The organism is Aeribacillus sp. SP014, from assembly GCF_054055575.1.
This window is the reverse complement of record NZ_JBSRXI010000001.1, coordinates 2,753,874-2,780,735: the sequence shown is the minus strand read 5'-3', so window position 1 is coordinate 2,780,735 and position 26,862 is coordinate 2,753,874. Positions and strand designations below refer to the sequence as shown.

The following is a 26,862-nucleotide window of genomic DNA, read 5'->3' as shown; positions in this document are numbered from 1 at the left end:
TCTTGTAGATCAAACAATGTATAATTTTGTAAAGAGGATTGGGAGGAGTGCGTGTGGAAAAAATTAAAGTATGTATCGTTGATGATAATCGAGAGCTTGTTGCCCTTTTGGATGAATATTTATCCAGCCAGGAGGATATGGAAGTAATCGGCGTTGCTTACAATGGTCAGGAATGTTTAAATATTTTGAATGAAAAAAGCCCGGACGTCCTTGTTTTGGATATCATTATGCCCCATTTAGATGGATTAGCAGTACTGCAAAAGCTCAAGGAGCTAAACAAAGCGAAAAAGCCGAACGTAATCATGTTAACTGCTTTTGGCCAGGAGGATGTAACGAAAAAAGCGGTCGACCTAGGGGCTGCTTATTTTATTTTAAAACCGTTCGATATGGAACAGCTGGCTGGAAATATTCGTCAAGTGAGTGGAAAGCCTTCGCCTCTAATGAAAAATATATCTTTACATAAATCTGGCTCTGCTGTTTCTGAAAATAAAAATGACAATCTAGACGCTAGTATTACAAGCATTATTCATGAAATCGGGGTTCCTGCGCACATCAAAGGATATTTATATTTAAGAGAAGCGATTTCCATGGTTTATAATGATATCGAGCTGTTAGGATCGATTACAAAAGTGCTTTATCCAGATATTGCGAAAAAATTTAACACAACGGCAAGCCGTGTGGAACGTGCTATCCGCCATGCTATTGAAGTAGCATGGAGCCGCGGCAACATTGAATCTATCTCATCGCTGTTTGGCTACACAGTCAGCATGTCAAAAGCCAAACCGACGAACTCGGAATTTATTGCAATGGTGGCAGATAAATTGAGATTGGAGCATAAGGCCTCCTGAAAAAAAGTAACCGCTGAGCCTAACGGCGGTTACTTTTTTTCTGAAAACGCGGCTGAACTCGATTGCGTTTTCTATCTCTATGCAAAATAAATCCTCCTATAAAGAACAATCCTGCTAGGAAAAATAATAAACCCATTAAAAATTGCAGCCATAAGTAAGGAAACGGGGGCTGTAAAATGCCAAAAAGCATGTCTCTCATTAATTTAATTCCGTAAACCGCCAGGATCCCTGGAATCACCATAATCAACAATGCAATAAGCCTTATCATTTGACTTTATATCCCTTTCTGTTAAAATAGAGCGAATCAATTTCATTTTTACGATCATATTACAATTTGTCAATACAAATAAACATGTTATGATGAAGATATGCCATTTTATTAACGATGAATGGACAAGGAGCATACGTCTTTTCTATATAAATATTTTTAAAAATCGGTTTTTTAGCATACATAGAAGAGATGAAGGAAGGAGAGTTTCATGGCCAAAGAATATGATGTAGTGATTTTAGGAGGAGGAACGGCAGGATATGTTACAGCGATCCGGGCATCCCAGCTCGGAATGAAAACAGCTATTGTTGAAAAATCAAAGCTTGGAGGGACCTGTTTGCATTCGGGCTGCATCCCGAGCAAAGTTTTATTGCGAAGCGCTGAAATATTTGCTCAATCAAAAAAAAGCAGCGACTTTGGAATCGAGCTGTCCAATGTTCAAGTCAATTTTGATAAAGTGCAGGAGCGGAAGGAAAAGATAGTTTCTCAACTTTATCAAGGGGTCAGGCAATTAGTCAAAAAGGGAAAGATCGATGTGTTTCATGGCATCGGACGAATTTTAGGTGCGTCCATCTTTTCTCCGCAGCCAGGAACAGTTTCTGTAGAGATGGAAAACGGGGAGGAAAACCAAATTTTACTTCCGAAATACGTTATTATTGCAACTGGATCGCGCCCTCGTGAATTGCCTGGATTAACGATTGACGGCGAGACTATTTTGACGTCAGATGAAGCATTGCAATTACAACGCCTTCCTTCATCTATGATCATTGTGGGCGGCGGAGTGATTGGAATGGAATGGGCATCTATGCTCTCTGATTTCGGAGTTGAAGTCACGATCCTTGAAATGGCGGATCGAATTTTGCCGTCAGAAGATATTGAAATAAGTAAAGAAATGGAACGGCTAATGAGGAAAAAAGGAGTCCGCATTTTTACGAATATATCGATTTTGCCTGAAAAAACAGAAATACAAAACGGAATCACAGTGTTCATCGAACAGGATGGACAAGAAATCAGTTTGCACAGTGAAAAACTGCTGTTGTCAATAGGGAGAAAAGGGAACACAGAAGGAATTGGATTGGAAAATACCGAAATTGAAATCCATAATGGCTATATTGTGACAAACGAGTTTTATCAAACAAAGGAATCAAACATCTATGCAGTCGGTGATGTCATCGGCGGTCTTCAGCTTGCCTATGTCGCATCGCAAGAAGGAATACGCGCCGTAGAACATATTGCAGGAGAGAATGTTTTGCCAATTGACTACAAAAAAGTCCCTAAATGTATTTATTCGAATCCTGCAGCTGCAAGTATCGGTTTAACAGAACAAGAAGCGAGGGAAAAAGGCTATACCATCAAAATCGGAAAATTTCCTTTTCAAGGAGTTGGAAAAGCGCTCATTTATGGAGAACCGCAAGGGTTTGTCAAAATTGTCGCAGATGAAAAGACCGATGATCTTTTAGGAATTCATATTATCGGACCAAATGCAACAGAGCTGATTTCTGAAGGAAGTTTAGCAAGCTTTCTCGATGCAAGCTCTTGGGAACTCTCCCGTACGATTCATGCCCATCCAACATTGTCAGAAGGGATAATGGAAGCGGCTCTTGCGGTAAATGGCAAAGCAATACATATATAAGCTAGGGAGGTCTTGTCATGCCCAAAAATCGTCATCAGTCTTTAGGTTTAACGGATCAGGACGTATTAAACATGTATGAAACGATGCTTCTTGCAAGAAAAGTGGACGAACGGATGTGGCTTTTAAACCGAGCAGGAAAAATCCCATTTGTCATCTCATGTCAAGGGCATGAAGGCGCTCAAGTTGGTGCAGCCTTTGCCTTGGACAAAACAAAGGATTATATCTTGCCTTACTACCGTGATGTAGGCGTTGTCCTGCACTTTGGAATGACCGTAAAAGAATTAATGCTATCAGCATTTGCAAAAGCGGAAGACCCGAATTCCGGGGGCAGGCAAATGCCAGGACATTTCGGCCAAAAGAAAAATCGGATTGTAACTGGTTCATCCCCTGTTACAACTCAAGTTCCTCATGCAGCTGGGATCGCCTTAGCAGGAAAAATCGATAAAAAGGATTTTGTCACATTTGTTTCCTTTGGGGAAGGATCATCGAACCAAGGAGATTTTCATGAAGGGGCGAATTTTGCTGGAGTACATAAATTACCTGTCATTTTGATGTGTGAAAATAACCAATACGCCATCAGCGTTCCGATTCAAAAGCAATTAGCTTGCGAAAAAGTGTCAGACAGAGCAGCAGGGTACGGCATGCACGGGGTGACTGTAGATGGAAACGATCCTCTTGAAGTGTATAAAGTTGTGAAGGAAGCGAGAGAAAGAGCTGTCCGAGGAGAGGGACCGACATTGGTTGAAACGCTTGTGCACCGCCTTACACCCCATTCGAGCGATGATGATGATCGGAGCTACCGGACAAAAGAAGAAATCGAAGAAGCTAAGAAAAAAGATCCGATTTATACGTTTGCATCCTATTTAAAAGAAATTGGATTGTTAACAGAGGAATTGGAACAAAATATGCAGACGAAAATTGCAAGCATAATCGATGAAGCAACTGATTATGCAGAAAATGCGCCTTATGCGGCTCCGGAACATGCACTGAAACATGTGTATGGAAACTGAAGGAGGAAAAAAGATGCCAATTATGTCATATATCGAAGCAGTTACAGCTGCACTTCGTGAGGAAATGGAGCGAGATGAAAAAGTATTTCTACTAGGAGAAGATGTCGGGAAAAAAGGAGGAGTTTTTAAAGCGACTCAAGGGTTATATGAACAGTTTGGAGAAGAGAGGGTAATCGATGCTCCCCTTGCTGAATCTGCTATCGCTGGCGTTGGAATAGGAGCGGCCATGTACGGAATGCGCCCTGTTTGTGAAATACAATTTGCTGATTTTATTATGCCGGCTGTCAATCAAATTATTTCAGAAGCAGCGAAAATACGGTATCGCTCCAACAATGACTGGAACTGTCCGATTACGATTCGGGCGCCGTTTGGCGGAGGAGTGCACGGTGCTTTATACCATTCTCAGTCTGTTGAAGCGGTATTTGCCAACCAGCCCGGTTTGAAAATTGTCATACCTTCTACGCCGTATGACGTAAAAGGATTATTAAAAGCAGCGATACGCGATGATGATCCTGTCTTATTTTTTGAACATAAGCGGGCATACAGGCTCATTAAAGGGGAAGTTCCGGCAGATGATTATGTTTTGCCGATTGGAAAGGCGGATGTCAAGCTGGAAGGGGATGACATTACCGTTATTACATATGGATTGTGCGTTCATTTTGCTCTGCAGGCAGCTGAACGATTAGAAAAAGATGGAATTTCTGTCCACCTTTTAGATTTAAGAACGGTATATCCGCTTGATCAGGAGGCTATTATTGAGGCCGCTTCAAAAACCGGCAAGGTGCTTCTCGTGACTGAGGATAATAAAGAAGGCAGTGTAATGAGCGAGGTATCCGCCATTATTGCAGAGCATTGTTTGTTTGATCTTGATGCACCAATTAAACGGCTTGCAGGCCCGGATGTACCTGCGATGCCATTTGCACCGACAATGGAAAAATTTTTTATGATGAATGCAGAAAAAATTGAAAAAGCGATGAGAGAATTGGCAGAGTTTTAAAAGTTGACCCTAATCTCAAGGAGGAATCAACGTGCTAATCGAAGAAATGAAAATGCCTCAATTAGGAGAAAGCGTGACAGAAGGAACAATCAGCAAGTGGCTCGTCTCCATCGGCGATAAGGTCAACAAATATGATCCCATTGCAGAAGTTATGACGGATAAAGTAAATGCAGAAGTTCCTTCATCATATACAGGTGTAATTAAAGAGCTTTTAGCTGAGGAGGGAGATACTCTCCAAGTTGGCGAAGTTATTTGCAGAATTGAAGTGGAGGCTGTGGCGGTTGAACAAGAAAAAAACATTCAGCCAAAAGACAGTCTTTATGCTAATGACCATCAGCAGGCTGAAAAAGAAGAAACGGAAAAGAAGACTATGAAAAACAGGTATTCTCCGGCAGTGCTCCGGCTAGCTCAAGAACATGATATTGATTTAGAAAAAGTCAACGGAACGGGAGCTTTCGGAAGAATTACCCGAAAAGATGTGTTGAAACTGATTGAAGCAGGTAATATACCGAAAAAGGGCTCCTTGATCCAAGAAACGAAATCCTATAAATCACCTAAAACAGCCGGTGATACTGAAATTCCTGTTTCTGGGGTGCGCAAAGCCATTGCTCAAAATATGGCGCGAAGCAAAACAGAAATTCCCCATGCTTGGATGATGATTGAGGTCGATGTAACTGGGTTAGTTGAATTAAGAAATTCGATCAAGGAAGAATTTAAAGCAAAAGAAGGTTTTCCTTTAACATTTTTCCCGTTTTTTGTGAAAAGCGTTGCAGAAGCGTTGAAAGAATATCCGCAAATGAATTCGACTTGGGCGGGGGATAAAATTATTCAAAAGAAAGACATTAATATTTCGATCGCTGTTGCAACAGATGATGCGCTTTATGTACCAGTTATTAAACATGCTGATGAAAAATCCATTAAAGGAATTGCTCGAGAAATTAACGAGCTTGCTTTAAAGGTTAGAACGGGAACGATAGAAGCGAAGGAAATGGAAGGCGGTACATTTACTGTTAACAACACAGGTTCATTCGGCTCTATTCAATCAATGGGAATTATTAACTATCCACAAGCGGCTTTGCTGCAAGTAGAAACGATTGTGAAAAGATTAGTTGTCATGAAAAACGGAATGATCGCCGTGCGCGATATGGTGAATCTCTGCCTTTCTCTCGATCATAGAGTATTAGATGGGGTTGTATGCGGAAGATTTTTGCAAAGAGTAAAACAAATATTAGAAGGTATTTCGAAAGAAACAACATCCGTATATTAGTCCTTTGAGTTATTAGAAATAATGCTTAAGCAACATTGGTTAACATTTGCTTCAAAGATTGCTGTTATTGTAAGATAACAATATAATGGTGAAAAAAAGGGAAAGGGGTGCGAATGAATGAGCATCGATTTTAATTTCTTCATGAACGACATAGTTCGCCAAGCGCGTGAGGAAATCGTTGCCGCTGGCTATACGGAATTGAAAACACCGGAAGAAGTGGATGAAGCTTTAACGAAAAAAGGAACCACTTTAGTAATGGTTAATTCTGTTTGCGGCTGTGCAGGCGGAATCGCAAGACCGGCTGCATATCATGCGCTTCATTATGATAAACGTCCTGATCAATTAGTGACTGTATTTGCAGGTCAAGATAAAGAAGCTACGGAACGAGCTAGATCTTATTTTACCGGTTATCCGCCGTCTTCTCCATCTTTTGCGCTGCTCAAGGATGGAAAGCTCGTTACCATGATTGAACGCCATGAAATCGAAGGACATGAGCCGATGTCTGTTGTCCAAAAATTGCAAGAGGCATTCGAGCAATATTGTGACGAAGTATAAAAAGAAAAGGCTGCCATTTTTAGATGTGGCGCCTTTTTTATTTCGAAAAGAGAATAGGCAAATGATGGTGATGAGTAATGAGAAAATTTAAAATCGGTTATCGTACGTTAAAAACAGCGATAGGTGCTCCTCTATCGATATTTTTAGCACAGCTGATGGATTTAAACCATTTTGTTTCCACCGGCATCATCGCGATTCTTTGTATTCAAGTAACAAAAAAGAAATCATTGAAAAGCGCTTGGTCCAGGTTTTTTGCTTGTATAACGGGAATGATGTTTTCTTTTCTTTTTTTTGAAATTTTTGGTTACCATCCAATTGTCATTGGATTTCTGTTGCTTTTTTTCATACCGACAATGGTGCTTTTTAAAACGACAGAAGGCATTGTAACGAGCGCTGTTATTATTTTGCACTTATATGAAGCAGGTCAAATAACGCTGGATATTGTTCAAAACGAACTTTTGATTATTGTGACAGGGATCGGAGTAGCGCTCTTAATGAATCTGTATATGCCGAGCCTAGAAAATGACCTTAATGTTTATCGAAAAGAAGTAGAAAAAAACTTTGCGGTTATTTTTGAAAAAATTGTAGCTTTTTTAAGAGAAGGCGACTATACGTGGGATGGAAAAGAAATTCCTGAGACAGCCGATCTCATTGAAAAAGGGAAAGGATTGGCGCTCCGAAATGTAGAAAATCGTTTGCTAAGACATGAAGACCAATATTATGCATATTTTAAAATGAGAGAAAAACAATTTGAAATCATTGAACGAGTGCTGCCGACGTTCACGATGATCACCGCAAACGTAGAACAAGCGCACCTTATTGCACAGTTTATTGAAGAGTTAAAAGACAACATTCATTCCGGAAATACAGCAAAGAAATTTTTAAAAAAGCTAGATGACATCAAAAAAGAGATGGAAAGGGCACCGCTTCCGAAAACAAGAAAGGAATTTGAAACGAGAGCAAGGCTTTATCATTTTTTATATGAAATGGAGCAATATTTAATTATTAAAAGCCAGTTTAAAGGTCTTGCCGACGCCAAAAAAGGAAAAGGATGAAGCGCTTGTCATTGAGCACAATAAAACGAGAGATCGTGTCAATGCTTTTTTCATACATATGTTTAGAAGAAACGCCTTTACGAGCTGCACTTTTCAAAATACAAACAGAAGAATGGACCGTGTCTGCTGAAAAAAATCGGCTAAGAATGTTCACCATATCGGTTCGCATGATCTGAAAATATTCGTGAACAGCTATGGAATAAATCAGCGTGATCTGTAAAAAAATTCGCGGCAACGATGCCAAAAGTCCGCAGCGGACGAGATTGATTTTGCGAAAATGAATGTGCGGAATTCATGGACTTTATCGGAAAATATGTAACAAAAGGTAGTATGAGGACGAGCAATCGAGAGGAGGAAGCACCGATTTGAAAGAAATTGTTTTTCACCAAACAGCCTATGTGGTGTAAAAAGTGCATGTTGAATTTTTAAAGCCACATAGTGATGCCTGTTAAAATTGAGGTGATCAGCAATGAACCTAACATAATATAAACAACCCACTTTTGCATTTTTTTGCTTGTCATCATGATTCCCTCCATATACATGATTTATAAAACATTGTACAACGATTTTTTAGAGGGGACAACCTTCATCGACAGCTTCTTTTTGATTTCACAAGCGGAATCAAAATCGGTTACACTAAACATGAATACATAATTAGGAGGAAAGACAAAATGGTTCAGGAAAACCGGCTAGTGAATGAATTTTTAGAACTCGTGAAAATTGATTCAGAAACAAAATTTGAACGGGAAATAGCAAATGTATTAAAGCAAAAATTTACCGAGCTTGGACTACAAGTAATAGAAGACGAATCAATTGAAAAAACAGGACATGGAGCAGGAAATTTAATTTGTACGCTAGAGGCGACGAAAGAAGGCGTTGATACGATTTATTTTACCTCTCATATGGATACGGTCGTACCTGGAAAAGGGGTAAAACCTTCTATACAAAACGGATATATTGTGACGGACGGAACAACGATTTTAGGCGCTGATGATAAAGCGGGCCTTGCCGCAATGCTGGAAGCGGTGCGTGTATTAAAAGAAAATAACATTCCTCACGGGAAAATCGAGTTTGTCATTACGGTTGGAGAAGAATCAGGTTTAATTGGGGCAAAAGCGCTTGATTCAAAACTGATTACCGCGCAATACGGGTATGCATTGGACAGTGACGGAAAAGTTGGAGACATTATTGTTTCGGCGCCGACACATGCAAAAATTAAAGCGACGATTCACGGAAAAACCGCTCATGCCGGGGTTGCGCCAGAAAAAGGAATTTCCGCTATTACGGTTGCAGCAAAAGCAGTTGCCAATATGCCTTTAGGCCGAATCGATGAAGAAACAACGGCAAATATCGGCCGTTTTGAAGGGGGAACGCAAACAAATATCGTATGCGACCGCGTTGATATTTTAGCTGAAGCGCGTTCACTTGTACCTGAAAAATTGGAGCAGCAAGTACAAAAAATGAAGGAAGCTTTTGAAACAGCAGCTGCCGAAATGGGAGCAAAAGCAGAAGTGGATATTAACGTAATGTATCCCGGATTTACGTTTACCGATGAAGATAAGGTCGTTCAAATTGCTAAAAAAGCTATCAAAACAATCGGCAGAGAGAGCAGATTGTTAAAAAGCGGGGGCGGAAGCGATGCGAATATTATCGCTGGCTTCGGTATTCCGACTGTTAATCTTGCTGTTGGTTATGAGGAAATTCATACAACAAATGAAAAAATGCCGATTGAGGAGCTTGTCAAAACAGCAGAATTAGTTGTCGCCATTATAAAAGAGGTAGCAAACCAATAGAGCTTTGAAAATTTGAAGCCGGAAGCTCGTCACTCAGCAAACGATCCGATGTGCCAGGCCTTAGGCTTCATAATAAGAATTGACAGCTCCAAAACATCTGCAAGACCTCTGATAGTTTTTACAACCTCCGGCTTCTATAATATTGACAGCCGTTCCGCTCTTCCAGCGTCGTGTTGGAAGAGCATCTTTTTTATTGATATTTTTCTAGTACTGAGAAAAACTCTTTAGCAAATTGATAAAAAACTTTAACGGACGGGGCCAGCTCGTAATTTTTCGATATAATAATGCCGACATTTCTGCTTACACGAGGCATTTCAATCGGAATTTTTACCGTAAAACGAGGCATTGTTTCATAAAAAGTGCTTTCAGGCAGCAATGTTACGCCAATTTCTGCCGATACGAGCCCTTTGATGGCATCTAAATCTTCCCCTTCCGATGAAATAATTGGGGAAAATCCAGCCTGTTGACACGCTTCATGCACGATTTTATGCAGAATATAACCTTCTGGAAACGTCACAAACGGTTCATTACGCAATTCAGTCAGCACTAAGCTTTTTTTGTGCGCAAGCGGATGATTGTGCGGCAAAAGGGCTGCAAAGGATTCCGTAAATAAAATATCCCCTTTCACATCGTTGTCATCCGTCGGAATAGGACCGAGAAAAGCTAAATCGATTTCTCTTTTTTTGACGGCTTCAATTAAATATTTATAAGAACCTTGTCGCAAATGAAAGGAAACGTTCGGGTGTTTTGCTTTAAAAGCGGAAATAACAGTCGGCATTGTATGGCTTGCCAAGCTGGTCGGAAAGCCGATTTTAACTGTTCCTCTTTCCGGATCCAAAAATTCTTCAATTTGCTGTTTGGCGTGTTCGATCGCTTTTAAAGCCGTCTCGACATGGGGCAAAAAATGACGTCCAATTGGAGTAAGCTTAACATTCCTTCCTTCCCTTTCAAAAAGCTCCACTCCGAGCTCCGCCTCTAAATTTGCTATTTGCCTGCTGATAGCCGACTGTGCGACATGAAGGGCTTCAGCAGCTTCTGAAACATGCTCCCGCTTCGCAACCTCCCAAAAATATATAAGCTGTCTCAGTTCCATTTGACTCACCCCCAAGCAATTTATATCAAAATGAGATTATTATTATCTAAATTATATATTGTTAATATTATTTTTGAAAACTACAATTATACATACAGACTTATCGGCATGAGAATGGGGGAGAAGAGATGAAACAGATAGGATTACCAAAGGCACAAGGTCTCTATCGTCCTGAATTTGAACATGATGCATGTGGGATCGGTTTATATGCTCATCTGAAGGGGAAACCTTCTCATGATATTGTCAAAAAAGGCCTTCACATGCTTTGTCAATTGGAGCACCGCGGCGGACAAGGAAGCGATCCGAAAACTGGAGACGGTGCAGGCATTATGGTTCAAATTCCGCACAATTATTTTAAAGTTGCTTGCGGACGAATGAACCTTCCAGAAAAAGGACGATATGGAGTCGGAATGGTCTTTTTGCCGAGTCGTGAACATGATCGGATACATTATGAAACAGAAATCAATAAAATCATTGAAAAAGAAGGACAAATATTATTAGGTTGGAGAACTGTGCCGGTAAATTCTGAAAAGATCGGTTGGCTTGCAAAAGAGAGCAAACCTTTCATCAGACAAGTATTTATTGGGGCGAGCGATGATATTCAAGACGAGCTTACTTTTGAGAGAAAGCTGTATGTTATTCGGAAACAAGCAGAACGTCTTGTTCAAAATAATGAATTTTATTTTGCAAGTTTATCAAGCCGGACAATTGTTTATAAAGGTCTCTTGACGCCTGAACAATTAGATGAATTTTATGTAGACTTGCAGGACGAGAGATTTCAATCAGCTTTTGCTCTAGTCCACTCCCGATTCAGCACCAATACGTTCCCAAGCTGGGAAAGAGCGCATCCAAACAGATATTTAATCCATAATGGCGAGATCAACACATTGCGCGGCAATGTGAATTGGATGGCTGCAAGGGAAAAGCTGTTTGTTTCAGACGTTTTCGGGGATGATTTGACAAAAATCACACCTATTTTAGATATGAACGGAAGCGATTCATCCATTTTAGACAACGCTTTTGAATTTTTTGTGCTGGCAGGAAAAAAGCTGGCGCATGCGGCGATGATGCTTATTCCTGAACCGTGGTTTTGGGATGATGAAATGGATGATGATAAGAAAGCATTTTATGAGTTTCACAGCTGTTTTATGGAGCCGTGGGACGGTCCAACGGCCATCTCGTTTACAGACGGAAAGCAGATCGGAGCTATTTTGGACCGCAATGGACTTAGACCAGCCCGCTACTATGTGACGAAAGATGATTACATTATTTTCTCATCAGAAGTCGGTGTGATTGATGTTGAACCGGAAAATGTGCTTTATAAAGACCGGTTGAGTCCAGGAAAAATGCTGTTGATTGACTTGGAAGAAGGAAGAATCATTTCTGATCAGGAAATCAAAGAAGAAATCGCCAAAGAAAAACCATATCGCCAGTGGATCAATGATCAGATGATTTCTATTTTCGACATCAATGTCCCTGAAGATGTTGAAAAGGTTGACGATCTAACCAAACTCCAAAAAGCGTTTGGTTATACGTATGAAGATGTTGAAAAAACAATTGCAGCAATGGTGATCGATGGAAAAGATCCGATCGGCGCAATGGGAAATGATACTCCTCTTGCAGTGCTGTCAGATCGCCCGCAAAGCTTGTTTAATTATTTTAAACAATTGTTTGCCCAAGTAACGAATCCTCCGATTGATGCGATTCGTGAATCGATCGTCACTTCTACGATGACACTGTTAGGAAAAGAAGGAAATATTCTCGATCCTGATCCATCAGCAGCACGACGCATTCGCTTAGAATCTCCAATTCTTTCGAATGAAGAACTCGCTGCTTTGAAAAATAATCCGTATCCTGAATTTAAATGCGTCACTTTGCCGGCTTTGTTTAAAGATGATTTGAAAAATGCATTAGATCAGCTCTTTCAAGCTGCTGATGAAGCGGTGGAAAACGGCGCTACACTTCTAGTTTTATCAGATCGCGGAGTAAATGAAGAATATGCAGCAATTCCAGCACTGCTTGCCGGAAGCGCTCTGCATCAATATATGGTGAAAAAAGGAACCCGCACGAAAGCAAGCATTATTGTTGAATGCGGAGAAGCGAGAGAAGTGCACCATTTTGCGGCTCTAATAGGATATGGTGTAGATGCGGTCAATCCTTATTTAGCTTTAGAAACAGTGCGAAATGCTGTTCAAAAGGGAACGATTCCATATTCATATAAAGAAGCAGTAAAAAGATTTAAAAAAGCGGTGACAGACGGGGTCGTCAAAGTCATGTCAAAAATGGGAATTTCTACGATTCAAAGCTACCGCGGAGCCCAAATTTTTGAAGCGGTCGGCATTGGAGAAGAAGTTATCGAGGAATACTTCACTGGAACAGCCTCGCAAATTGGAGGAATCGGATTAAAAGAAATTGAAAAAGAAGCGAAAATGCGTCATGCTCAAGGATTTAAAACAACTTATCGAGATGAAACGCTCGATCCAGGCAGCGAATTTCAATGGAGAAGAAACGGAGAACACCATGCATTCAATCCGAAAACGATCCATACGCTGCAATGGGCATGCCGGAAAAACGATTATAAGTTATTTAAAGAATACTCGAAGATGGCCAATGAAGAGCAAGTGACGTTTTTGCGCAACTTGTTTGAATTCAATGAATCTAGAAAACCGATTCCTATTGAAGAAGTTGAGCCGGTGGAATCAATCGTACGCCGCTTTAAAACAGGAGCAATGTCCTTCGGTTCCTTAAGCAAGGAAGCGCATGAAGCATTGGCGGTTGCGATGAACCGCATCGGTGGAAAAAGCAACAGCGGTGAAGGTGGAGAAGATCCGAACCGCTATGTTCCAGATGAAAATGGAGATTTGAAGCGAAGCGCCATAAAACAAGTAGCTTCCGGTCGCTTCGGCGTGAAAATCCATTATTTAGTCAATGCTGACGAGCTGCAAATTAAAATGGCTCAAGGAGCAAAGCCAGGTGAGGGCGGACAGCTGCCAAGCAAAAAGGTGTATCCTTGGATCGGAAAAGTTCGCGGCTCTACACCGGGTGTGGAATTGATTTCACCGCCTCCGCACCATGACATTTATTCAATTGAAGACTTGGCGCAGCTTATTCATGATTTGAAAAACGCGAATAGAGATGCCCGAATCAGCGTCAAGCTTGTTTCAAAAGCTGGAGTAGGAACGATTGCTGCTGGAGTTGCGAAAGGTGCAGCGGACGTTATTACAATCAGCGGCTATGACGGCGGTACCGGGGCATCTCCAAAGACGAGCATTAAGCATGCCGGACTTCCGTGGGAGCTTGGCCTTAGTGAAACACATCAAACGCTTATGCTCAACGGATTGCGTGACCGAGTCGTTCTTGAAACAGACGGCAAGCTGATGACAGGCCGTGATGTTGTGATGGCGGCATTGTTCGGGGCAGAAGAATTTGGTTTTGCAACCGCTCCTCTAGTCGTTCTAGGATGTGTCATGATGCGTGTATGTCATCTTGATACATGTCCAGTCGGAGTGGCAACGCAAAATCCTGAACTTCGTGAAAAATTTATGGGCAAGCCAGAGCATGTTGTTAATTTCATGTATTTCATCGCGCAGGAAGTTCGCGAAATCATGGCAAGCCTCGGATTCCGAACTATTGATGAAATGGTTGGAAGAGTAGATGTATTGAAGGTTAGCGACCGTGCAAAAAAACATTGGAAAGCAAAGCATCTTGACCTATCCCGCTTGCTTTATCAAGTGGAGGGTCCGCGAACTTTTGCACGTCCGCAAAACCATAAAATCGACCAGTCATTAGACGTGAACGAAGTATTGCCGAAAGTTGAAGAGGCAATTAAACGGAAAGAAAAAGTTGAACTCCATTTGAACATTAAAAATGTGAACCGCGTCGTTGGAACCATTACAGGCAGCGAAATTGCAAAACAATATGGCGAAGAGGGGCTGCCGGAAGATACGATCAATCTTCATTTCTACGGCTCAGCAGGTCAAAGCTTTGCAGCGTTTGTACCGAAAGGAATGACGATGACGCTTACTGGCGACGCCAATGATTACATTGGAAAAGGCTTATCCGGCGGAAAAGTAATTGTCCGTCACCCGAAAGAAGCATCTTTTGCATCAAGTGACAATGTCATTATTGGAAATGTGGCGTTCTACGGTGCAACGAGCGGTGAAGCATATATTCAAGGGCGAGCCGGCGAAAGATTTTGTGTAAGAAACAGCGGTGTGAATGCTGTTGTTGAAGGTGTCGGCGATCACGGTTGTGAATATATGACCGGAGGACGTGTTGTCATTCTCGGATCTGTCGGCAAAAACTTTGCAGCTGGTATGTCCGGAGGCATTGCTTACGTATTGGCGGATGATCAGGAGAAATTCAAACGAACAGCCAATAAGGAATTAGTGTTATTTGAATCTCTTGAAGATGAAGAAGAAATCCGCACTGTATATGACATGATTTCGAAGCATTTCCAATATACAGAAAGTCCAAAGGCCCGGCATATATTAGATCATTGGGAAGAGTATGTCGGAAGATTTATTAAAGTGATACCTAGAAACTACAAACTAATGATCAGCACGATTGAAAAAATGGAAAATTCAGGTCTTACGAAAGAAGAAGCTGTACTTGCAGCATTTGAAGCGGTTGCGAATGAGAAAACAACCGCCGGTGAACCATTCGCTTTACAGGCTGTTGCAAATTAACCTCATTGCACACCTAGTGAATGGATGAAAAGGAGGGGGAGACTCGTGGGAAAAGCAACAGGTTTTATGGAGTATGTACGAGAAGAAGAGAAAAAACGTGATCCGCTTTCCCGCCTTGATGATTGGAAGGAATATTCATTCCCGTTTTCAAATGAAACACTTGCCAGACAAGGTGCCCGCTGCATGGACTGCGGGACTCCTTTCTGTCATATGGGAATGGAGATTAACGGCTTAACATCAGGTTGTCCGATTCATAATTTAATCCCTGAATGGAATGATCTTGTTTATAGAGGTAAATGGAAGGAAGCGCTGGACCGTCTTTTAAAAACAAATAATTTTCCTGAATTTACCGGAAGGGTTTGCCCTGCACCGTGTGAAGGATCTTGTACGGTTGCGATTTCAGATCCTGCTGTTGCCATTAAAGGCATCGAGCGCGCAATAATCGATAAGGGCTTTGACGAAGGATGGGTTCAGCCGAGAATTCCTGAAAAGCGCACAGGTAAAAAAGTCGCTATTGTTGGGTCAGGTCCTGCCGGTCTGGCATGTGCGGATCAATTGAACCAAGCGGGACATTCCGTTACGGTTTATGAGCGGGCTGATCGAATCGGCGGGTTATTAATGTACGGTATTCCGAATATGAAGCTTGAGAAGGAAATTGTTGAAAGAAGAGTGCGTCTTTTAGAAGAAGAAGGAATTACGTTTATAACTAATACGGAAGTAGGCAAAGACATCACCGCTGATGAGCTTCGCTCCCAATATGATGCTGTTGTTTTATGCACAGGAGCGCAAAAGCAGCGTGATCTTGTGATTGAAGGAAGAGAATTAAACGGCGTGCACTTTGCGATGGATTATTTAACAGAAACGACGAAAAGCCTGCTCAATTCTAATTTTGCAGACAAAAAGTTTATTGATGCAAAAGATAAGCATGTCATCGTCATTGGCGGCGGTGATACAGGTGCTGACTGTGTAGCGACAGCATTGCGGCAAAAGTGTAAAAGCGTTGTGCAATTTGGTAAACATCCAGCCTTGCCGAAGGAGCGGGCGGAAGGCAATCCATGGCCTCAAGCTCCGCTGGTCTTTACGTTAGATTATGCATATGAGGAAGCCAAAAGCAAATTCGGACAGGATCCTCGTCAATTTTGCATCCAAACAAAGAAAATTGTCGGCGATGAAAATGGCAATGTAAAAGAATTGCATACGATTCAAATGGAAAAATCATTTGATGAAAACGGCAATGCGGTGTTTAAAGAAATACCCGGCACAGAAAAAGTATGGCCGTGCGATTTAGTCTTTATCGCAATCGGCTTTGAAGGGCCGGAACAGCCTGTTCTGAAGCAATTTGGCGTTGAAACGGTAAACCGGAAAGTGAACGCTCCGTACGGCAAATTTACAACAAATGTAGAAGGCGTATTTGCCGCAGGTGACGCAAGAAGAGGACAGAGCTTGATTGTCTGGGCGATTCATGAGGGAAGAGGTGCCGCAAAGGAAGTGGATCGCTTCTTAATGGGAGCGACGAATTTACCTTAAAATTATATTTTGAAATCCCGGGGCTGTCTAGAAAGTCCAATCGCCATTGAAAATAAAAAATCATAAACACCGATATATCAACGTTTCTAAAACATTAATGGGGGTGTCAATAAGCCGTAAAAACGACTTATTAGACATCCCCTTTCCTTTATTTTTAAAGCATTTGCATAGCAGGCAGCAAGAAATGCCAGCTTCATTCAGCTCTGTCCGCCCATTCAAAAGAACAAGGGAGCCTCTTTTATTTATGTATGGTACAATGATATTGGGTGATGTGTATGAGCCGCGTTATTTTGCATATTGATATGAATAGTTTTTACGCATCTGTTGAGGCTGCCTTTGATCCGTCGTTAAAAGGGCTGCCGCTTGCGATAGCCGGCAACCCGGAGGAGAGGAAAGGAATTGTTGTGACTTGCAGCTATGAAGCTAGAGCGTTTGGGGTAAAGACGACCATGCCAGTATGGGAGGCAAAGAAGCTTTGCCCGAATTTAATTGTCAAAAAGCCCCGTTTTGATCGTTATCGAAAAGCATCGAAAGCAATGTTTGCGATTTTATGTTCATACACACCGATTGTAGAGCCGGTTTCTATAGACGAAGGATATATGGATGTCACAGACGTCGCAAGACATCCGCTCGATCTGGCAAAAGAAATTCAACAGCGGCTTCTTGATGAGCTGGAGCTGCCGTCCAGCATCGGAATTGCCCCGAATAAATTTTTGGCTAAAACAGCTTCTGATATGAAAAAGCCTTTAGGCATAACGGTTTTAAGGAAGAGGGATATTAAAGAGAAATTGTGGCCTCTTGATGTAGAAGAGATGCATGGCGTAGGGGCGAAAACAGCTGAAAAATTAAAGAAGATCGGAATTCGGACAATCGGTGACCTTGCAAGAGGAAACGACGTTCAACTAGAAAAAATAATTGGTATTAATGGATTAAGGTTAAAAGAAAAAGCAAACGGCATTGACCATCGCCCGGTTGATCCATCGTCCGTTTATGATTTTAAAAGCGTCGGAAATCAGATGACGCTGCCCGAAGATGAAACAAATGAAGAAGAGTTAAAGAATGCCCTAAAAAGTTTGGCGAAATCGGTAAGTCTCCGATTGAAGAAAAAAGAGGCGGTAGCGACAAAAGTTGCAGTGATGCTTCGCTATAAAGACCGGACGACTGTAACAAAAAGTATGAAATTAGAAAACCCAACCGATGATGAAAGAACAATTTTCCAGCATGCTTTGATTGTTTTTCAAAAGCTGTGGAAAAACGAGCCTGTGCGCCTGCTCGGCATAACAGGGCAGGATGTGATGCACAAAAAAAATGCTTTTAAACAGCTTGATCTATTTACTTTTGAAGAAGAAGCGAAAAATGAACCGCTCCATCAGGCGATAGAAAAATTGTCTGAAAAATATGGAGAAGGAATTATCAAAAAAGGACTGAGCATGCATAAAGAGATTGATTCTTTCGGCTCGAGCTTCGGGAAAGATTTTTTCTTTAAATAAGTTTTTTAAACCTGTACTTTGTATATGGCTTTGACTTGAAAACAATCTATTAATTATGGTATTTTCAGTTCTGTAGAATAGTTATTCGAAATAGAAAGGGACGTATTCATATGTCAAAACAGCAAATAGGTGTTATCGGATTAGCAGTAATGGGAAAAAATTTAGCATTGAATATTGAAAGCAGAGGCTACAGCGTTTCTGTCTACAACCGTTCTTCAGAAAAAACAGACGAAATGCTAAAAGAAGCAGCAGGAAAAAAAATCGTCGGAACGTATAGTATAGAGGAATTTGTCAATTCTCTTGAAAAGCCTCGAAAAATTTTACTAATGGTTAAAGCGGGTGCTGCGACTGATGCAACTATTGAACAACTTCTTCCATATCTCGATGAAGGAGATATTTTAATTGACGGCGGAAATACATATTATAAAGATACTCAACGCCGCAGCAAACAGCTCGCTGAACGCGGCATCCATTTCATTGGCACAGGGGTTTCCGGCGGGGAAGAAGGAGCTTTAAAAGGCCCTTCCATCATGCCGGGAGGACAAAAAGAGGCTCATGAGCTTGTGCGTCCAATTTTTGAAGCGATCGCCGCTAAGGTAAATGGTGAGCCGTGCACCACCTACATTGGTCCAGATGGAGCAGGACATTACGTAAAAATGGTGCATAACGGCATTGAATACGGAGATATGCAATTAATTTCCGAAGCTTACTTCATTTTAAAACATGTTCTTGGGTTAAATGCTCAAGAGCTTCATGAAGTGTTTGCTGAATGGAATAAAGGAGAGCTCGACAGCTATTTAATTGAAATTACAGCAGATATTTTCACAAAAATCGATGAAGAAACAGGAAAACCGCTTGTCGATGTCATTCTTGACACCGCCGGGCAAAAAGGAACAGGAAAATGGACAAGCCAAGACGCGCTCGATTTAGGAATCCCTCTTCCGATCATTACTGAATCAGTATTTGCCCGTTTTATTTCCGCCATGAAGGAAGAGCGTGTTAAAGCAAGCAAACTGTTGAGCGGACCGAATGTACGGCCTTATGAAGGAAGCAAGGAAGAACTCATTGAAGCCGTTCGAAAAGCGCTGTACATGAGTAAAATTTGTTCTTATGCTCAAGGGTTTGCGCAAATGAAAGCAGCAAGCGAAGAATATAATTGGAATTTAAAATACGGCGATATTGCCATGATCTTCCGCGGCGGCTGCATCATCCGCGCAGCGTTTTTGCAAAAAATCAAAGACGCTTACGATCGCGACCCTGATCTTCCAAACCTACTGTTGGACCCTTATTTTAAAGAAATTGTTGAAAGCTATCAGGGAGCTTTACGACAAGTTATTGCGATTGCCATCGAAAGAGGAATTCCAGTGCCGTGCTTCTCTGCCGCTCTTGCTTATTATGACAGCTACCGCACTGAAACATTGCCGGCAAACTTAATTCAAGCACAGCGCGATTATTTCGGCGCTCATACGTATCAGCGCGTTGACAAAGAAGGCATCTTCCATACAGATTGGCTGAATAAATAACGATAAAAAGCATCGGTTTTAACCGATGCTTTTTCATTTCGCCATGATTCCTTTCTCGTGAGCACCGTTCTGCTATTTTTCATTTTGAAAAAGGAAAATACAAAATTTTTCTTGATAAAAATTTCAACATAAATTACTATAAATTCAAATAAAGGTTATATATTCCATTAAGATATAAAACTAGACTTATAATTCATTTGTTAAAAAGCGAGATGAGTGATAAAAAATGATCCAATGGATAAAGGATAATAAATTTTCCAGCTATGTATTGTTTTTTATTGCTTTTACATTGTCGTTCATTTCGATCATTCTGTCCATCTATATATCGATGGGCTCAGAGGCGGAAAATATTCCAATCATGCTGAAAAAAGAAGGGGCGCCGGCTTATGCAGTTTTCGGAATTGTCCTCGTGTTTATTATATTATCAGTCATAATGCAATTATTTGTAGGAGCTTCCATTACTCATTTTTTCGTAAAATTTCTATTTAGAATTCCTTTGCAATTTTCTTTATTTTATAGAGTTTATCTTATTTTCACTTCTTTTTTAGCGCTATCGATTATTTGGCAATTGTTTATGTTCCGAGATACTTCGAATATTTTTTTCATTTTAGCCAATCCGTTTTTACTCTCAGGTCTTTTTGCTCTTTTTATTTTATTGAAAAGAATGGCGAATTTAAGCTGGAAAAAGCCGCTCCTTTTCACCATTTTTTCTTTATTCGTCTATTTGGCTTTTACATTTTTAGGAGGTTGCGTATTTGATGAAGAATACATTATGTGACGTGATCTTTTCTAATATGGCATCAGGATGAAGTTATGCAGTTTATTATAAAGGGTGCACTAAAAGCGGCTTTTAAAATTTTGTACTCTTAAAATATCACATGATTCATCCTTATTCACGAGAAAACCGATCTAAACTTGTGTAAGCGAGTATGATAAGACATGTATTTAAAATTATGCTATTTATTAACGAATAAAATCATCAAAGTATTTATAAACAGGCTTTTTTATTTAAGCGATGGAATTGGATTGAAGTCTAATATTTTTAATCCGATCCTTCAAATACTGAAAAGATATGCTGTTTTTGTATGTTTGGCTGCTTATATATTCTGGTTTGTACTTGCGGTCTTATTCCAAATCTTGTTTCACCATATTTCCTTGCCCATAAAAACATTGAATTTATTGATTATCGTATATATTTTGCAGCTGTGCATAATTCAGGCTGGAAGCGGTGTTAGCGATGAAATTCGCAATTTTGCAATTGAAAGCAGATTTTCAGCAGACATAAAGAAGAAATTAATCATCACTAATGAATTTTTAGGCTTCTTTTTAATATGGCTGTTTCTTTTGATCATGTCATTGCCTTTTTTTATCGTACAGACATATTACAACTCCTATGCAGGCTTTGTTTTTCTTCTGCAAATCTTTTCATTTTTGTTCTTCTATGGGTTTGTGCTGGCATTTATAAAATTTTTATTATTTGTGTTCAAGCGAAGCTACCCCTTTGGAAGCAATCGGTTCATGATTTCTTTCATTTATTTGCTTCTCTGTTTATTCATCAATGGAAAAAAAGAAGATCTTGAATTTTTTGTTGGTTCTGCCGTTCGTTATTTTATTCACGGAGATTTTGCGGATTTTGTAATAAAATTTGTCCCTACCGAAGTCAATTTATATGAGTTGAGAATACATGGATGGCTGTTTTGGCTGGGCATTGTTTTAATAGGAATTTGCTTGTTTTTCTTTCATAAAGCCTGCGATTATTTATTCATTGAAAAGCAAATAATACGATCTTTTTCTAAATACCATTTGCCTAAAAAGAAGTCATTATATATTTTTTTCAATTATATAAGATCAAACGGGATCATCAACAGCCATTTTTTCGTGACGTACACATTAACTGTTCTGCTGTTTCTATTTGTCGAATCTCTTCCTATAAAGGTGAATGATATATCCCTTTTTACAGTTTTTCTATTTATTTCTCTATTCATGAATCATAATCATTCGAATATCATTTTGCTTTGTAAAAGACATAAACTTTCGATCATTCAAACGTCTGTTATGTTTTCGTATATTTTATGGGTTCAATACTTCATTGTGGTGATTTTACTAATTTCTGCGAAGTTGATATCTGCTGATCTGGCAGCATTATCCTTTATTTTATTAGGATTTGCCTTTATATTTTCCAGTCTAATCATTTATTGTACGTTTATTTATCAATTTGAAAAATATTTTATTGACGAAAAAGCGTTTGAAAAATTAGGCGGGATTTTAATCGTTCTCTTTTTTGCCTTCGTTGCTGCTATAAAATCCTTGCTGCGTCTAATAGGTTTAAACAATTTATTTTTAGGAGAAATGCTAAGTCTCATTTGTGTTTGTACAATTTTATTTTTAATTTTTCATAAAATCGATCGAATAAGAGGCTTCTTTTATGAGCGATTTCATTGATTTTTGAATTATGGCGTGCTTGGAATTTACCTAAACAATTTGCTTCTACGAAAATCTATTGATGAACGCACCATTTTTGTCGCATTATTCACTATGCTAATTTTTGCTGCTTTTTCAACAGCGATCGGTCATGGACAGCTTATCAACATTTCGCTTCATTTTATATAGGCTGGGAAGACAGCGGTCTCGTTGGCTTGCAGTCAGCTTCAATTAAGAATCAACAATGGGATTATGTTGTCTCCTCTTTAAATATAGAGGGGGATGTTAAAAATTAACATAAGTTAGGGTTGAAAAAGATGATTCAAGTTGCAGATTTAAAAAAGTCGTATCGGGCGAAAATGGAAATATTAAAAGGAGTTCAATTTACATTAGAACCAAATAATATCTATTGTCTATTAGGGAGGAATGGTGCGGGAAAAACGACATTGATGAAAATTTTGTCCGGCATTCTAGCTTATGATTCCGGCACGATTATAATAAAAGATAACAAAAAGCTTAATGAGCTTGTTCATTATGTTTCAGAGAAGCCAATTTTTCTAGATTTTTTATCTGGCTTTGACAACTTAGATTTTATTCAAAAAATCTATCATTTGAATATGTCGAAAGATGAATTGGAAAGGTTTTGTGAAGAACAAGGAATTCAGTCGTTTATCCACGAACTGGTCATCAATTATTCACATGGAATGAAGCACCAGCTGGCTTTAGCCGTTGCTTTTTTAATAAAACCGAAGGTATTGCTGTTGGATGAGCCGCTAGTATCTTTAGACCCGATTAACATTGCTGAAACTTATAAGAAGCTCGTTTCTTATGCCAGAAGGGGAAATATTGTTCTTCTTTCCACGCATATGATCCCGATCGCCCATAAATTGGCCGATGAAATATTATTGCTGAAAAACGGGAAAATTCATCAAGTTGCCAATCAATACAGCGAAAGCGAACTGGAACATTATGTGTTAAATCAAATATAATAATATTTTTGCTAGATGCTTCAGCTATTTCAAAATCGATGCCGTTAATTATGCTGTCGGGCTTAAAACAGCAATTATTGTCAAGACTGAAAAAATCACCGATTTATCATTCTCCAGAAAGATCTCATTGATCCTTTTATTGGGAGCCTCTTTTCCCGTAATCGACAGCTTCAAAGGGCTGAACGTTGCAGCCCTAATTGTTTTGGGGAGAATTCACCAGTATGCTGTAAAATCTCCATATAATTATAAAGAAAAGGATATATCCAAAAAAAGAATAGAAATGATTCCAATTAGAAGAATGGATAAACACGCCCGCTCGTTCAGCCGCTTGTTCAAAAATGCAGGCTAAAATACCAATTAAACAAAGTAGGATTGGGCGAACAAAAGGACGGATTTTATGCATGACGATTAAAAATGAGGCGGTGATAATAGGTAGAATGACGAGCGTAAACAAGATGTTAATAGAGAAGATTTTCGGGAACAATCGTTTTGGAAAGGCGTAAAATCTGCATTCAACAAAAATCAAATCTAAGTATGTTCCAAGTAAAGAGGCAAAAAGTGTTGCAGCAAGTAAAGCAATGTTATTCCTTTCTAAGAAAAATTGCTTTTTTCGCCATGATGGTAAGTTCAATTTTTTCGATTGTTTTACAATAATCTTCATAAATATCCCCGCCTGAAAATGTTTCTTCTTTTAAATAGTGGATGACCTTCCAATCATGGAACCAATCTCCACTGTCCGCGTCTTCGTGTTTGATATTTCCCCAAGCGAATTTTAATTGAGGGCTGTAAATGCGCGGCTCTCCTTTTTTCAACTCGCACTTTTTTGTCCTTCGTTTATAGATTGTGCCTGGCAATGATTCTTTCACATGATGAAAGAGGTGCCCCCAGTAATCTGCTCTCGAACCTGTATGCTTATTTTTTTTGGCCCAACGCAGCACTCCTTGTAAAACGTTCTCTTGGCGAAAAAGCAAAGAATATAAACGTTTTCCTAACATAATTCGTTCATGAAGCGATGCAAAATGCTGCAGCGTCGCTCCGATTAAAGCAGGCTTTGCTTCATTTTCAACATACGGAAAGATGATGTGATTAAATCGCAAAAAATCATAAAGCTTGAAACCAATCGTGTATAATACGGTCTTTTGAAAATGATGATTTTGAATAACATGTTTTTCTAAATAGTTTTGTTCATTGATGACCGTTGCGATTGCCAGTAGATAATAGTTTCTGTTTTCCCAATAGTGATTCCAGATTGTTTCCATAAATGTTGATACGTTTAAATAGGGGAGGAGGTAAAATAAGTTTCGTTTCATGCGCAAGCTGTGGTGATAAAGTAAAAATTGCGGGAATACATCTTGAAAGATTAACCAATTTCCACGTTCTAAAAATAAAAAGTAGTTTTTTTGCTCCTTTTCTGATATTAGCCTTGTTAACAAGTCTCCTTTTAAATCTGTCATATGCCATCCTCCATTCCGGGAAACCATATGTCCTAAGAGCGCCCAATGGATGTCTGGATGCCTGATATAAAAATTTAAATATGCAGCTGTTCTAGTTACGTTGTTAGCGTTGAGTGTATTTGTCACGTTCACAATGGAATCAATGATGTTTTGTTCCCATGTTTGTAATGGAGGCATAGGCTGATTTACGTTACATTTCATTTTTTCGACGAGATCTTCCTTAATTTTCAAAAGCTGTTGATCGATCAATTTATTGTTGTTCAACCATGGAAAGACCATCCTATTCCTCCCTCATCGAATAGCTTCCATAAAAGCTGAATATGTATAAGAATAAGCTAAAACTTACTACATGAAGTGGTGGTGAATAGGATGAAACAACGAATTGAAGCTGAAATCAATCGATTGGCGGAATTAATCCTAAAGAGGCAAAATTTTGACGGAACTTGGGATTTCCCATTTGAAACGGGTATTGCCACAGATTGTTATATGATTATCTTATTACGAACATTGGAAATTCATGATGAACAATTCATTCAATCACTCGTTGACAGGATATTAAGTAAACAGGAGAAAAACGGAGCATGGAAGCTGTTTTACGATGAAGAGAAGGGAAATCTATCCACAACAGTTGAAGCATACTATGCTTTACTTTATTCGGGATTCATCGATCAAAACAATACAAACATGCGACTAGCTAGGAAGTTTATCATAAACCATGGTGGCATTGGAAAAGTAAATATGTTTACGAAAGTCATGCTTGCTTTAACGGGCCAAATCAAATGGCCTAAATCCTTTCATCTGCCGATCGAATTCATTTTATTTCCGACTACTTTTCCTGTAAATTTTTTTGACTTTTCCGTTTATGCAAGAGCCAATTTAACACCGATATTGATTGCTGCTGATCGCAAGTTTAGTATAAAGACAAAGCATACTCCTGACTTATCAGACTTATATGTTCATAGAAATGAAGACCTTTGGGACTTGGGCTCTTCTGAATGGCGTTCTTTTTTTTCGTTTATATATGACGGCATGAAACAATTAGTAGGTATTCCTTTTGAGCTTCATCGATTGGCATTACATCGAGCAGAACAATATATGTTAAATCGAATTGAACAAGATGGTACCTTTTATAGCTACTTTAGTTCAACATTTTTAATGATTTTTGCTCTGATGGCTCTAGGATATTCGAAAAAGCATCCAGTTATTGTTCGGGCTGTTCAAGGGCTAAAGTCAATGAAGACAACAATAGATGGACACACTCATATTCAATACACGACGGCAACTGTTTGGAATACGGCATTATTAAGCTATTCATTACAAGAAGCTGGTGTACCATCTGCGTCAGCTGCTATTCAAAGAGCAAATCAATATTTGCTTTCTCGCCAGCACTATCTATATGGTGATTGGGCTGTTCATAATCCGTATCAAATACCGGGGGGATGGGGATTTTCAAATATTAATACGATGAATCCGGATATTGATGATACAACAGCGGCTTTACGCGCGTTGCGAAAAGAAGCATTAAATAATCGCTCCTTTTGGGATCGAGGAATGAAATGGCTCCTGTCTATGCAAAACGATGATGGAGGCTGGGGATCGTTCGAAAAAAATGTCAATAAGTCATCGCTATCTTGGCTTCCGATAGAAGGCGGGGAAAAAATGCTTCTTGACCCATCAACGCCTGATTTAACGGGAAGAACGTTGGAGTTTTTAGGGAATTTTACACGATCAAGCTACAATCAAACGTTTATAAAGCAAGGGGTAAAGTGGCTTTTAAAAAATCAACGAAGTGATGGTTCTTGGTATGGACGATGGGGAATTTGTTATATTTATGGATCATGGTGTGCATTAACAGGCTTAATCGCAGTAAAGGTGAGAAGAGATCATCCTGCCGTACGAAAGGCTGTGAAATGGTTATACTCCATTCAAAATGACGATGGGGGCTGGGGAGAGTCTTGTAAAAGTGATATACAGAAAAAATTTATCCCTTTACCAGCTAGTACTAGAGTGCATACCGCATGGGCATTAGACGCTTTGGTAGCGACAGAAGAAACGGTTACACCACAAATGAATCAAGCAGTGAACTATTTATTAAATTCAAAAGATGAAAATTCATGGACAATCACATACCCAAAAGGTCAAGGCTTACCTGGCGGATTTTACAATCATTATCCAAGCTATGAATATATTTTTCCTTTGCTGGCATTGGCTCATTTTGTAAAGAAATGGTGATTAGAGGATGGAAATTTGT

Annotated in this window: 21 protein-coding genes; 16 read left to right on the top strand and 5 right to left on the bottom strand. The window is 39.6% G+C overall.

Features of this window, described 5'->3' with window-relative positions; genetic code table 11:
• The first annotated feature begins 53 nt into the window (after positions 1 to 53).
• Complete coding sequence (gene spo0A / locus ACVIJU_RS13545) at positions 54 to 848, top strand: sporulation transcription factor Spo0A (protein WP_063388135.1); 795 nt, start codon at positions 54 to 56, stop codon at positions 846 to 848.
• A 19-nt stretch (positions 849 to 867) separates the two neighbouring features.
• Here the strand turns inward: spo0A and ACVIJU_RS13540 are convergent, their stop codons facing one another.
• Positions 868 to 1,116: a DUF2627 domain-containing protein gene (locus ACVIJU_RS13540; protein ID WP_063388136.1), complete on the bottom strand. Its 249-nt coding sequence runs from the start codon at positions 1,114 to 1,116 to the stop codon at positions 868 to 870.
• 211 nt (positions 1,117 to 1,327) lie between these two features.
• On the opposite strand from ACVIJU_RS13540, the gene lpdA reads away from it, so the two are divergent.
• The 6 genes from lpdA to ACVIJU_RS13510 all read left to right on the top strand — a co-directional run bounded on the left by lpdA (position 1,328) and on the right by ACVIJU_RS13510 (position 7,633).
• Positions 1,328 to 2,749, top strand: a complete 1,422-nt coding sequence (gene lpdA, locus ACVIJU_RS13535; RefSeq protein WP_456687682.1) for a dihydrolipoyl dehydrogenase — start codon at positions 1,328 to 1,330, stop codon at positions 2,747 to 2,749.
• A 17-nt stretch (positions 2,750 to 2,766) separates the two neighbouring features.
• Positions 2,767 to 3,759 carry a thiamine pyrophosphate-dependent dehydrogenase E1 component subunit alpha gene (locus ACVIJU_RS13530; protein WP_063388138.1) on the top strand — a complete coding sequence of 331 codons (993 nt, stop codon included), beginning with the start codon at positions 2,767 to 2,769 and terminating at the stop codon, positions 3,757 to 3,759.
• Positions 3,760 to 3,772: 13 nt separating this feature from the next.
• Positions 3,773 to 4,756, top strand: coding sequence for an alpha-ketoacid dehydrogenase subunit beta (locus ACVIJU_RS13525; protein WP_063388139.1), 984 nt, complete (start codon positions 3,773 to 3,775; stop codon positions 4,754 to 4,756).
• A gap of 31 nt (positions 4,757 to 4,787) precedes the next feature.
• Entirely contained in the window at positions 4,788 to 6,023 is a 1,236-nt protein-coding gene (locus ACVIJU_RS13520; protein WP_130156393.1) for a dihydrolipoamide acetyltransferase family protein, read from the top strand.
• Between the two features lie 117 nt (positions 6,024 to 6,140).
• Positions 6,141 to 6,578, top strand: a complete 438-nt coding sequence (locus tag ACVIJU_RS13515; RefSeq protein ID WP_063388141.1) for a BrxA/BrxB family bacilliredoxin — start codon at positions 6,141 to 6,143, stop codon at positions 6,576 to 6,578.
• A gap of 77 nt (positions 6,579 to 6,655) precedes the next feature.
• Positions 6,656 to 7,633, top strand: a complete 978-nt coding sequence (locus ACVIJU_RS13510) for an aromatic acid exporter family protein (protein WP_066247620.1) — start codon at positions 6,656 to 6,658, stop codon at positions 7,631 to 7,633.
• Between the two features lie 425 nt (positions 7,634 to 8,058).
• Here the strand turns inward: ACVIJU_RS13510 and prli42 are convergent, their stop codons facing one another.
• Positions 8,059 to 8,154, bottom strand: a complete 96-nt coding sequence (gene prli42 / locus ACVIJU_RS13505; RefSeq protein ID WP_153028099.1) for a stressosome-associated protein Prli42 — start codon at positions 8,152 to 8,154, stop codon at positions 8,059 to 8,061.
• Positions 8,155 to 8,304: 150 nt separating this feature from the next.
• Between prli42 and ACVIJU_RS13500 the strand changes: the two genes are divergently transcribed.
• Positions 8,305 to 9,426, top strand: coding sequence for a tripeptidase T (locus ACVIJU_RS13500; protein ID WP_063388143.1), 1,122 nt, complete (start codon positions 8,305 to 8,307; stop codon positions 9,424 to 9,426).
• Between the two features lie 190 nt (positions 9,427 to 9,616).
• On the opposite strand, the gene ACVIJU_RS13495 is transcribed toward ACVIJU_RS13500, so the two are convergent.
• Positions 9,617 to 10,519: a LysR family transcriptional regulator gene (locus ACVIJU_RS13495; RefSeq protein WP_063388144.1), complete on the bottom strand. Its 903-nt coding sequence runs from the start codon at positions 10,517 to 10,519 to the stop codon at positions 9,617 to 9,619.
• A 128-nt stretch (positions 10,520 to 10,647) separates the two neighbouring features.
• On the opposite strand from ACVIJU_RS13495, the gene gltB reads away from it, so the two are divergent.
• The 7 genes from gltB (at position 10,648) to ACVIJU_RS13460 (ending at position 23,157) form a co-directional block, all read left to right on the top strand.
• On the top strand, positions 10,648 to 15,207 hold the full coding sequence (gltB, locus tag ACVIJU_RS13490) for a glutamate synthase large subunit (protein ID WP_063388145.1): 4,560 nt from the start codon (positions 10,648 to 10,650) through the stop codon (positions 15,205 to 15,207).
• A gap of 45 nt (positions 15,208 to 15,252) precedes the next feature.
• Positions 15,253 to 16,734 carry a glutamate synthase subunit beta gene (locus tag ACVIJU_RS13485; RefSeq protein WP_341343050.1) on the top strand — a complete coding sequence of 494 codons (1,482 nt, stop codon included), beginning with the start codon at positions 15,253 to 15,255 and terminating at the stop codon, positions 16,732 to 16,734.
• A 269-nt stretch (positions 16,735 to 17,003) separates the two neighbouring features.
• Entirely contained in the window at positions 17,004 to 18,224 is a 1,221-nt protein-coding gene (locus ACVIJU_RS13480; protein ID WP_144596814.1) for a DNA polymerase IV, read from the top strand.
• 110 nt (positions 18,225 to 18,334) lie between these two features.
• A complete protein-coding gene (gene gndA / locus ACVIJU_RS13475) occupies positions 18,335 to 19,747 on the top strand; it encodes an NADP-dependent phosphogluconate dehydrogenase (RefSeq protein WP_063388147.1) in 1,413 nt (470 codons plus the stop codon).
• A gap of 226 nt (positions 19,748 to 19,973) precedes the next feature.
• Positions 19,974 to 20,525 (top strand): hypothetical protein, encoded by a 552-nt coding sequence (locus ACVIJU_RS13470; RefSeq protein WP_066247623.1) that lies wholly within the window; start codon positions 19,974 to 19,976, stop codon positions 20,523 to 20,525.
• Positions 20,526 to 20,686: 161 nt separating this feature from the next.
• Positions 20,687 to 22,189, top strand: coding sequence for a hypothetical protein (locus ACVIJU_RS13465; RefSeq protein WP_066247625.1), 1,503 nt, complete (start codon positions 20,687 to 20,689; stop codon positions 22,187 to 22,189).
• Between the two features lie 296 nt (positions 22,190 to 22,485).
• Positions 22,486 to 23,157, top strand: coding sequence for an ABC transporter ATP-binding protein (locus tag ACVIJU_RS13460; protein ID WP_456687681.1), 672 nt, complete (start codon positions 22,486 to 22,488; stop codon positions 23,155 to 23,157).
• 193 nt (positions 23,158 to 23,350) lie between these two features.
• Here the strand turns inward: ACVIJU_RS13460 and ACVIJU_RS13455 are convergent, their stop codons facing one another.
• Together ACVIJU_RS13455 and ACVIJU_RS13450 are read right to left on the bottom strand one after the other, a co-directional pair.
• Positions 23,351 to 23,818 (bottom strand): CBO0543 family protein, encoded by a 468-nt coding sequence (locus ACVIJU_RS13455; protein WP_456687680.1) that lies wholly within the window; start codon positions 23,816 to 23,818, stop codon positions 23,351 to 23,353.
• Positions 23,739 to 24,890: a DUF2515 family protein gene (locus ACVIJU_RS13450; RefSeq protein WP_456687679.1), complete on the bottom strand. Its 1,152-nt coding sequence runs from the start codon at positions 24,888 to 24,890 to the stop codon at positions 23,739 to 23,741. Before ACVIJU_RS13450 ends, ACVIJU_RS13455 begins: the two co-directional genes overlap by 80 nt.
• A 90-nt stretch (positions 24,891 to 24,980) precedes the next feature.
• Between ACVIJU_RS13450 and shc the strand changes: the two genes are divergently transcribed.
• Complete coding sequence (gene shc / locus ACVIJU_RS13445; RefSeq protein ID WP_456687678.1) at positions 24,981 to 26,843, top strand: squalene--hopene cyclase; 1,863 nt, start codon at positions 24,981 to 24,983, stop codon at positions 26,841 to 26,843.
• Positions 26,844 to 26,862: the final 19 nt, after the last annotated feature.

Bases quoted from the DNA above. Each gene is read 5' to 3' on its own strand.
- shc (WP_456687678.1), top strand. From the start codon at position 24,981: ATGAAACAACGAATTGAAGCTGAAATCAATCGATTGGCGGAATTAATC.
- ACVIJU_RS13525 (WP_063388139.1), top strand. From the start codon at position 3,773: ATGCCAATTATGTCATATATCGAAGCAGTTACAGCTGCACTTCGTGAG.
- ACVIJU_RS13450 (WP_456687679.1), bottom strand. From the start codon at position 24,890: ATGGTCTTTCCATGGTTGAACAACAATAAATTGATCGATCAACAGCTT.
- ACVIJU_RS13495 (WP_063388144.1), bottom strand. From the start codon at position 10,519: ATGGAACTGAGACAGCTTATATATTTTTGGGAGGTTGCGAAGCGGGAG.
- lpdA (WP_456687682.1), top strand. From the start codon at position 1,328: ATGGCCAAAGAATATGATGTAGTGATTTTAGGAGGAGGAACGGCAGGA.
- ACVIJU_RS13480 (WP_144596814.1), top strand. From the start codon at position 17,004: ATGTGTATGAGCCGCGTTATTTTGCATATTGATATGAATAGTTTTTAC.
- ACVIJU_RS13500 (WP_063388143.1), top strand. From the start codon at position 8,305: ATGGTTCAGGAAAACCGGCTAGTGAATGAATTTTTAGAACTCGTGAAA.
- ACVIJU_RS13470 (WP_066247623.1), top strand. From the start codon at position 19,974: ATGATCCAATGGATAAAGGATAATAAATTTTCCAGCTATGTATTGTTT.
- ACVIJU_RS13515 (WP_063388141.1), top strand. From the start codon at position 6,141: ATGAGCATCGATTTTAATTTCTTCATGAACGACATAGTTCGCCAAGCG.
- ACVIJU_RS13530 (WP_063388138.1), top strand. From the start codon at position 2,767: ATGCCCAAAAATCGTCATCAGTCTTTAGGTTTAACGGATCAGGACGTA.
- ACVIJU_RS13510 (WP_066247620.1), top strand. From the start codon at position 6,656: ATGAGAAAATTTAAAATCGGTTATCGTACGTTAAAAACAGCGATAGGT.
- ACVIJU_RS13455 (WP_456687680.1), bottom strand. From the start codon at position 23,818: ATGAAGATTATTGTAAAACAATCGAAAAAATTGAACTTACCATCATGG.
- ACVIJU_RS13540 (WP_063388136.1), bottom strand. From the start codon at position 1,116: ATGATAAGGCTTATTGCATTGTTGATTATGGTGATTCCAGGGATCCTG.
- gndA (WP_063388147.1), top strand. From the start codon at position 18,335: ATGTCAAAACAGCAAATAGGTGTTATCGGATTAGCAGTAATGGGAAAA.
- prli42 (WP_153028099.1), bottom strand. From the start codon at position 8,154: ATGACAAGCAAAAAAATGCAAAAGTGGGTTGTTTATATTATGTTAGGT.
- ACVIJU_RS13460 (WP_456687681.1), top strand. From the start codon at position 22,486: ATGATTCAAGTTGCAGATTTAAAAAAGTCGTATCGGGCGAAAATGGAA.
- ACVIJU_RS13465 (WP_066247625.1), top strand. From the start codon at position 20,687: ATGTATTTAAAATTATGCTATTTATTAACGAATAAAATCATCAAAGTA.
- gltB (WP_063388145.1), top strand. From the start codon at position 10,648: ATGAAACAGATAGGATTACCAAAGGCACAAGGTCTCTATCGTCCTGAA.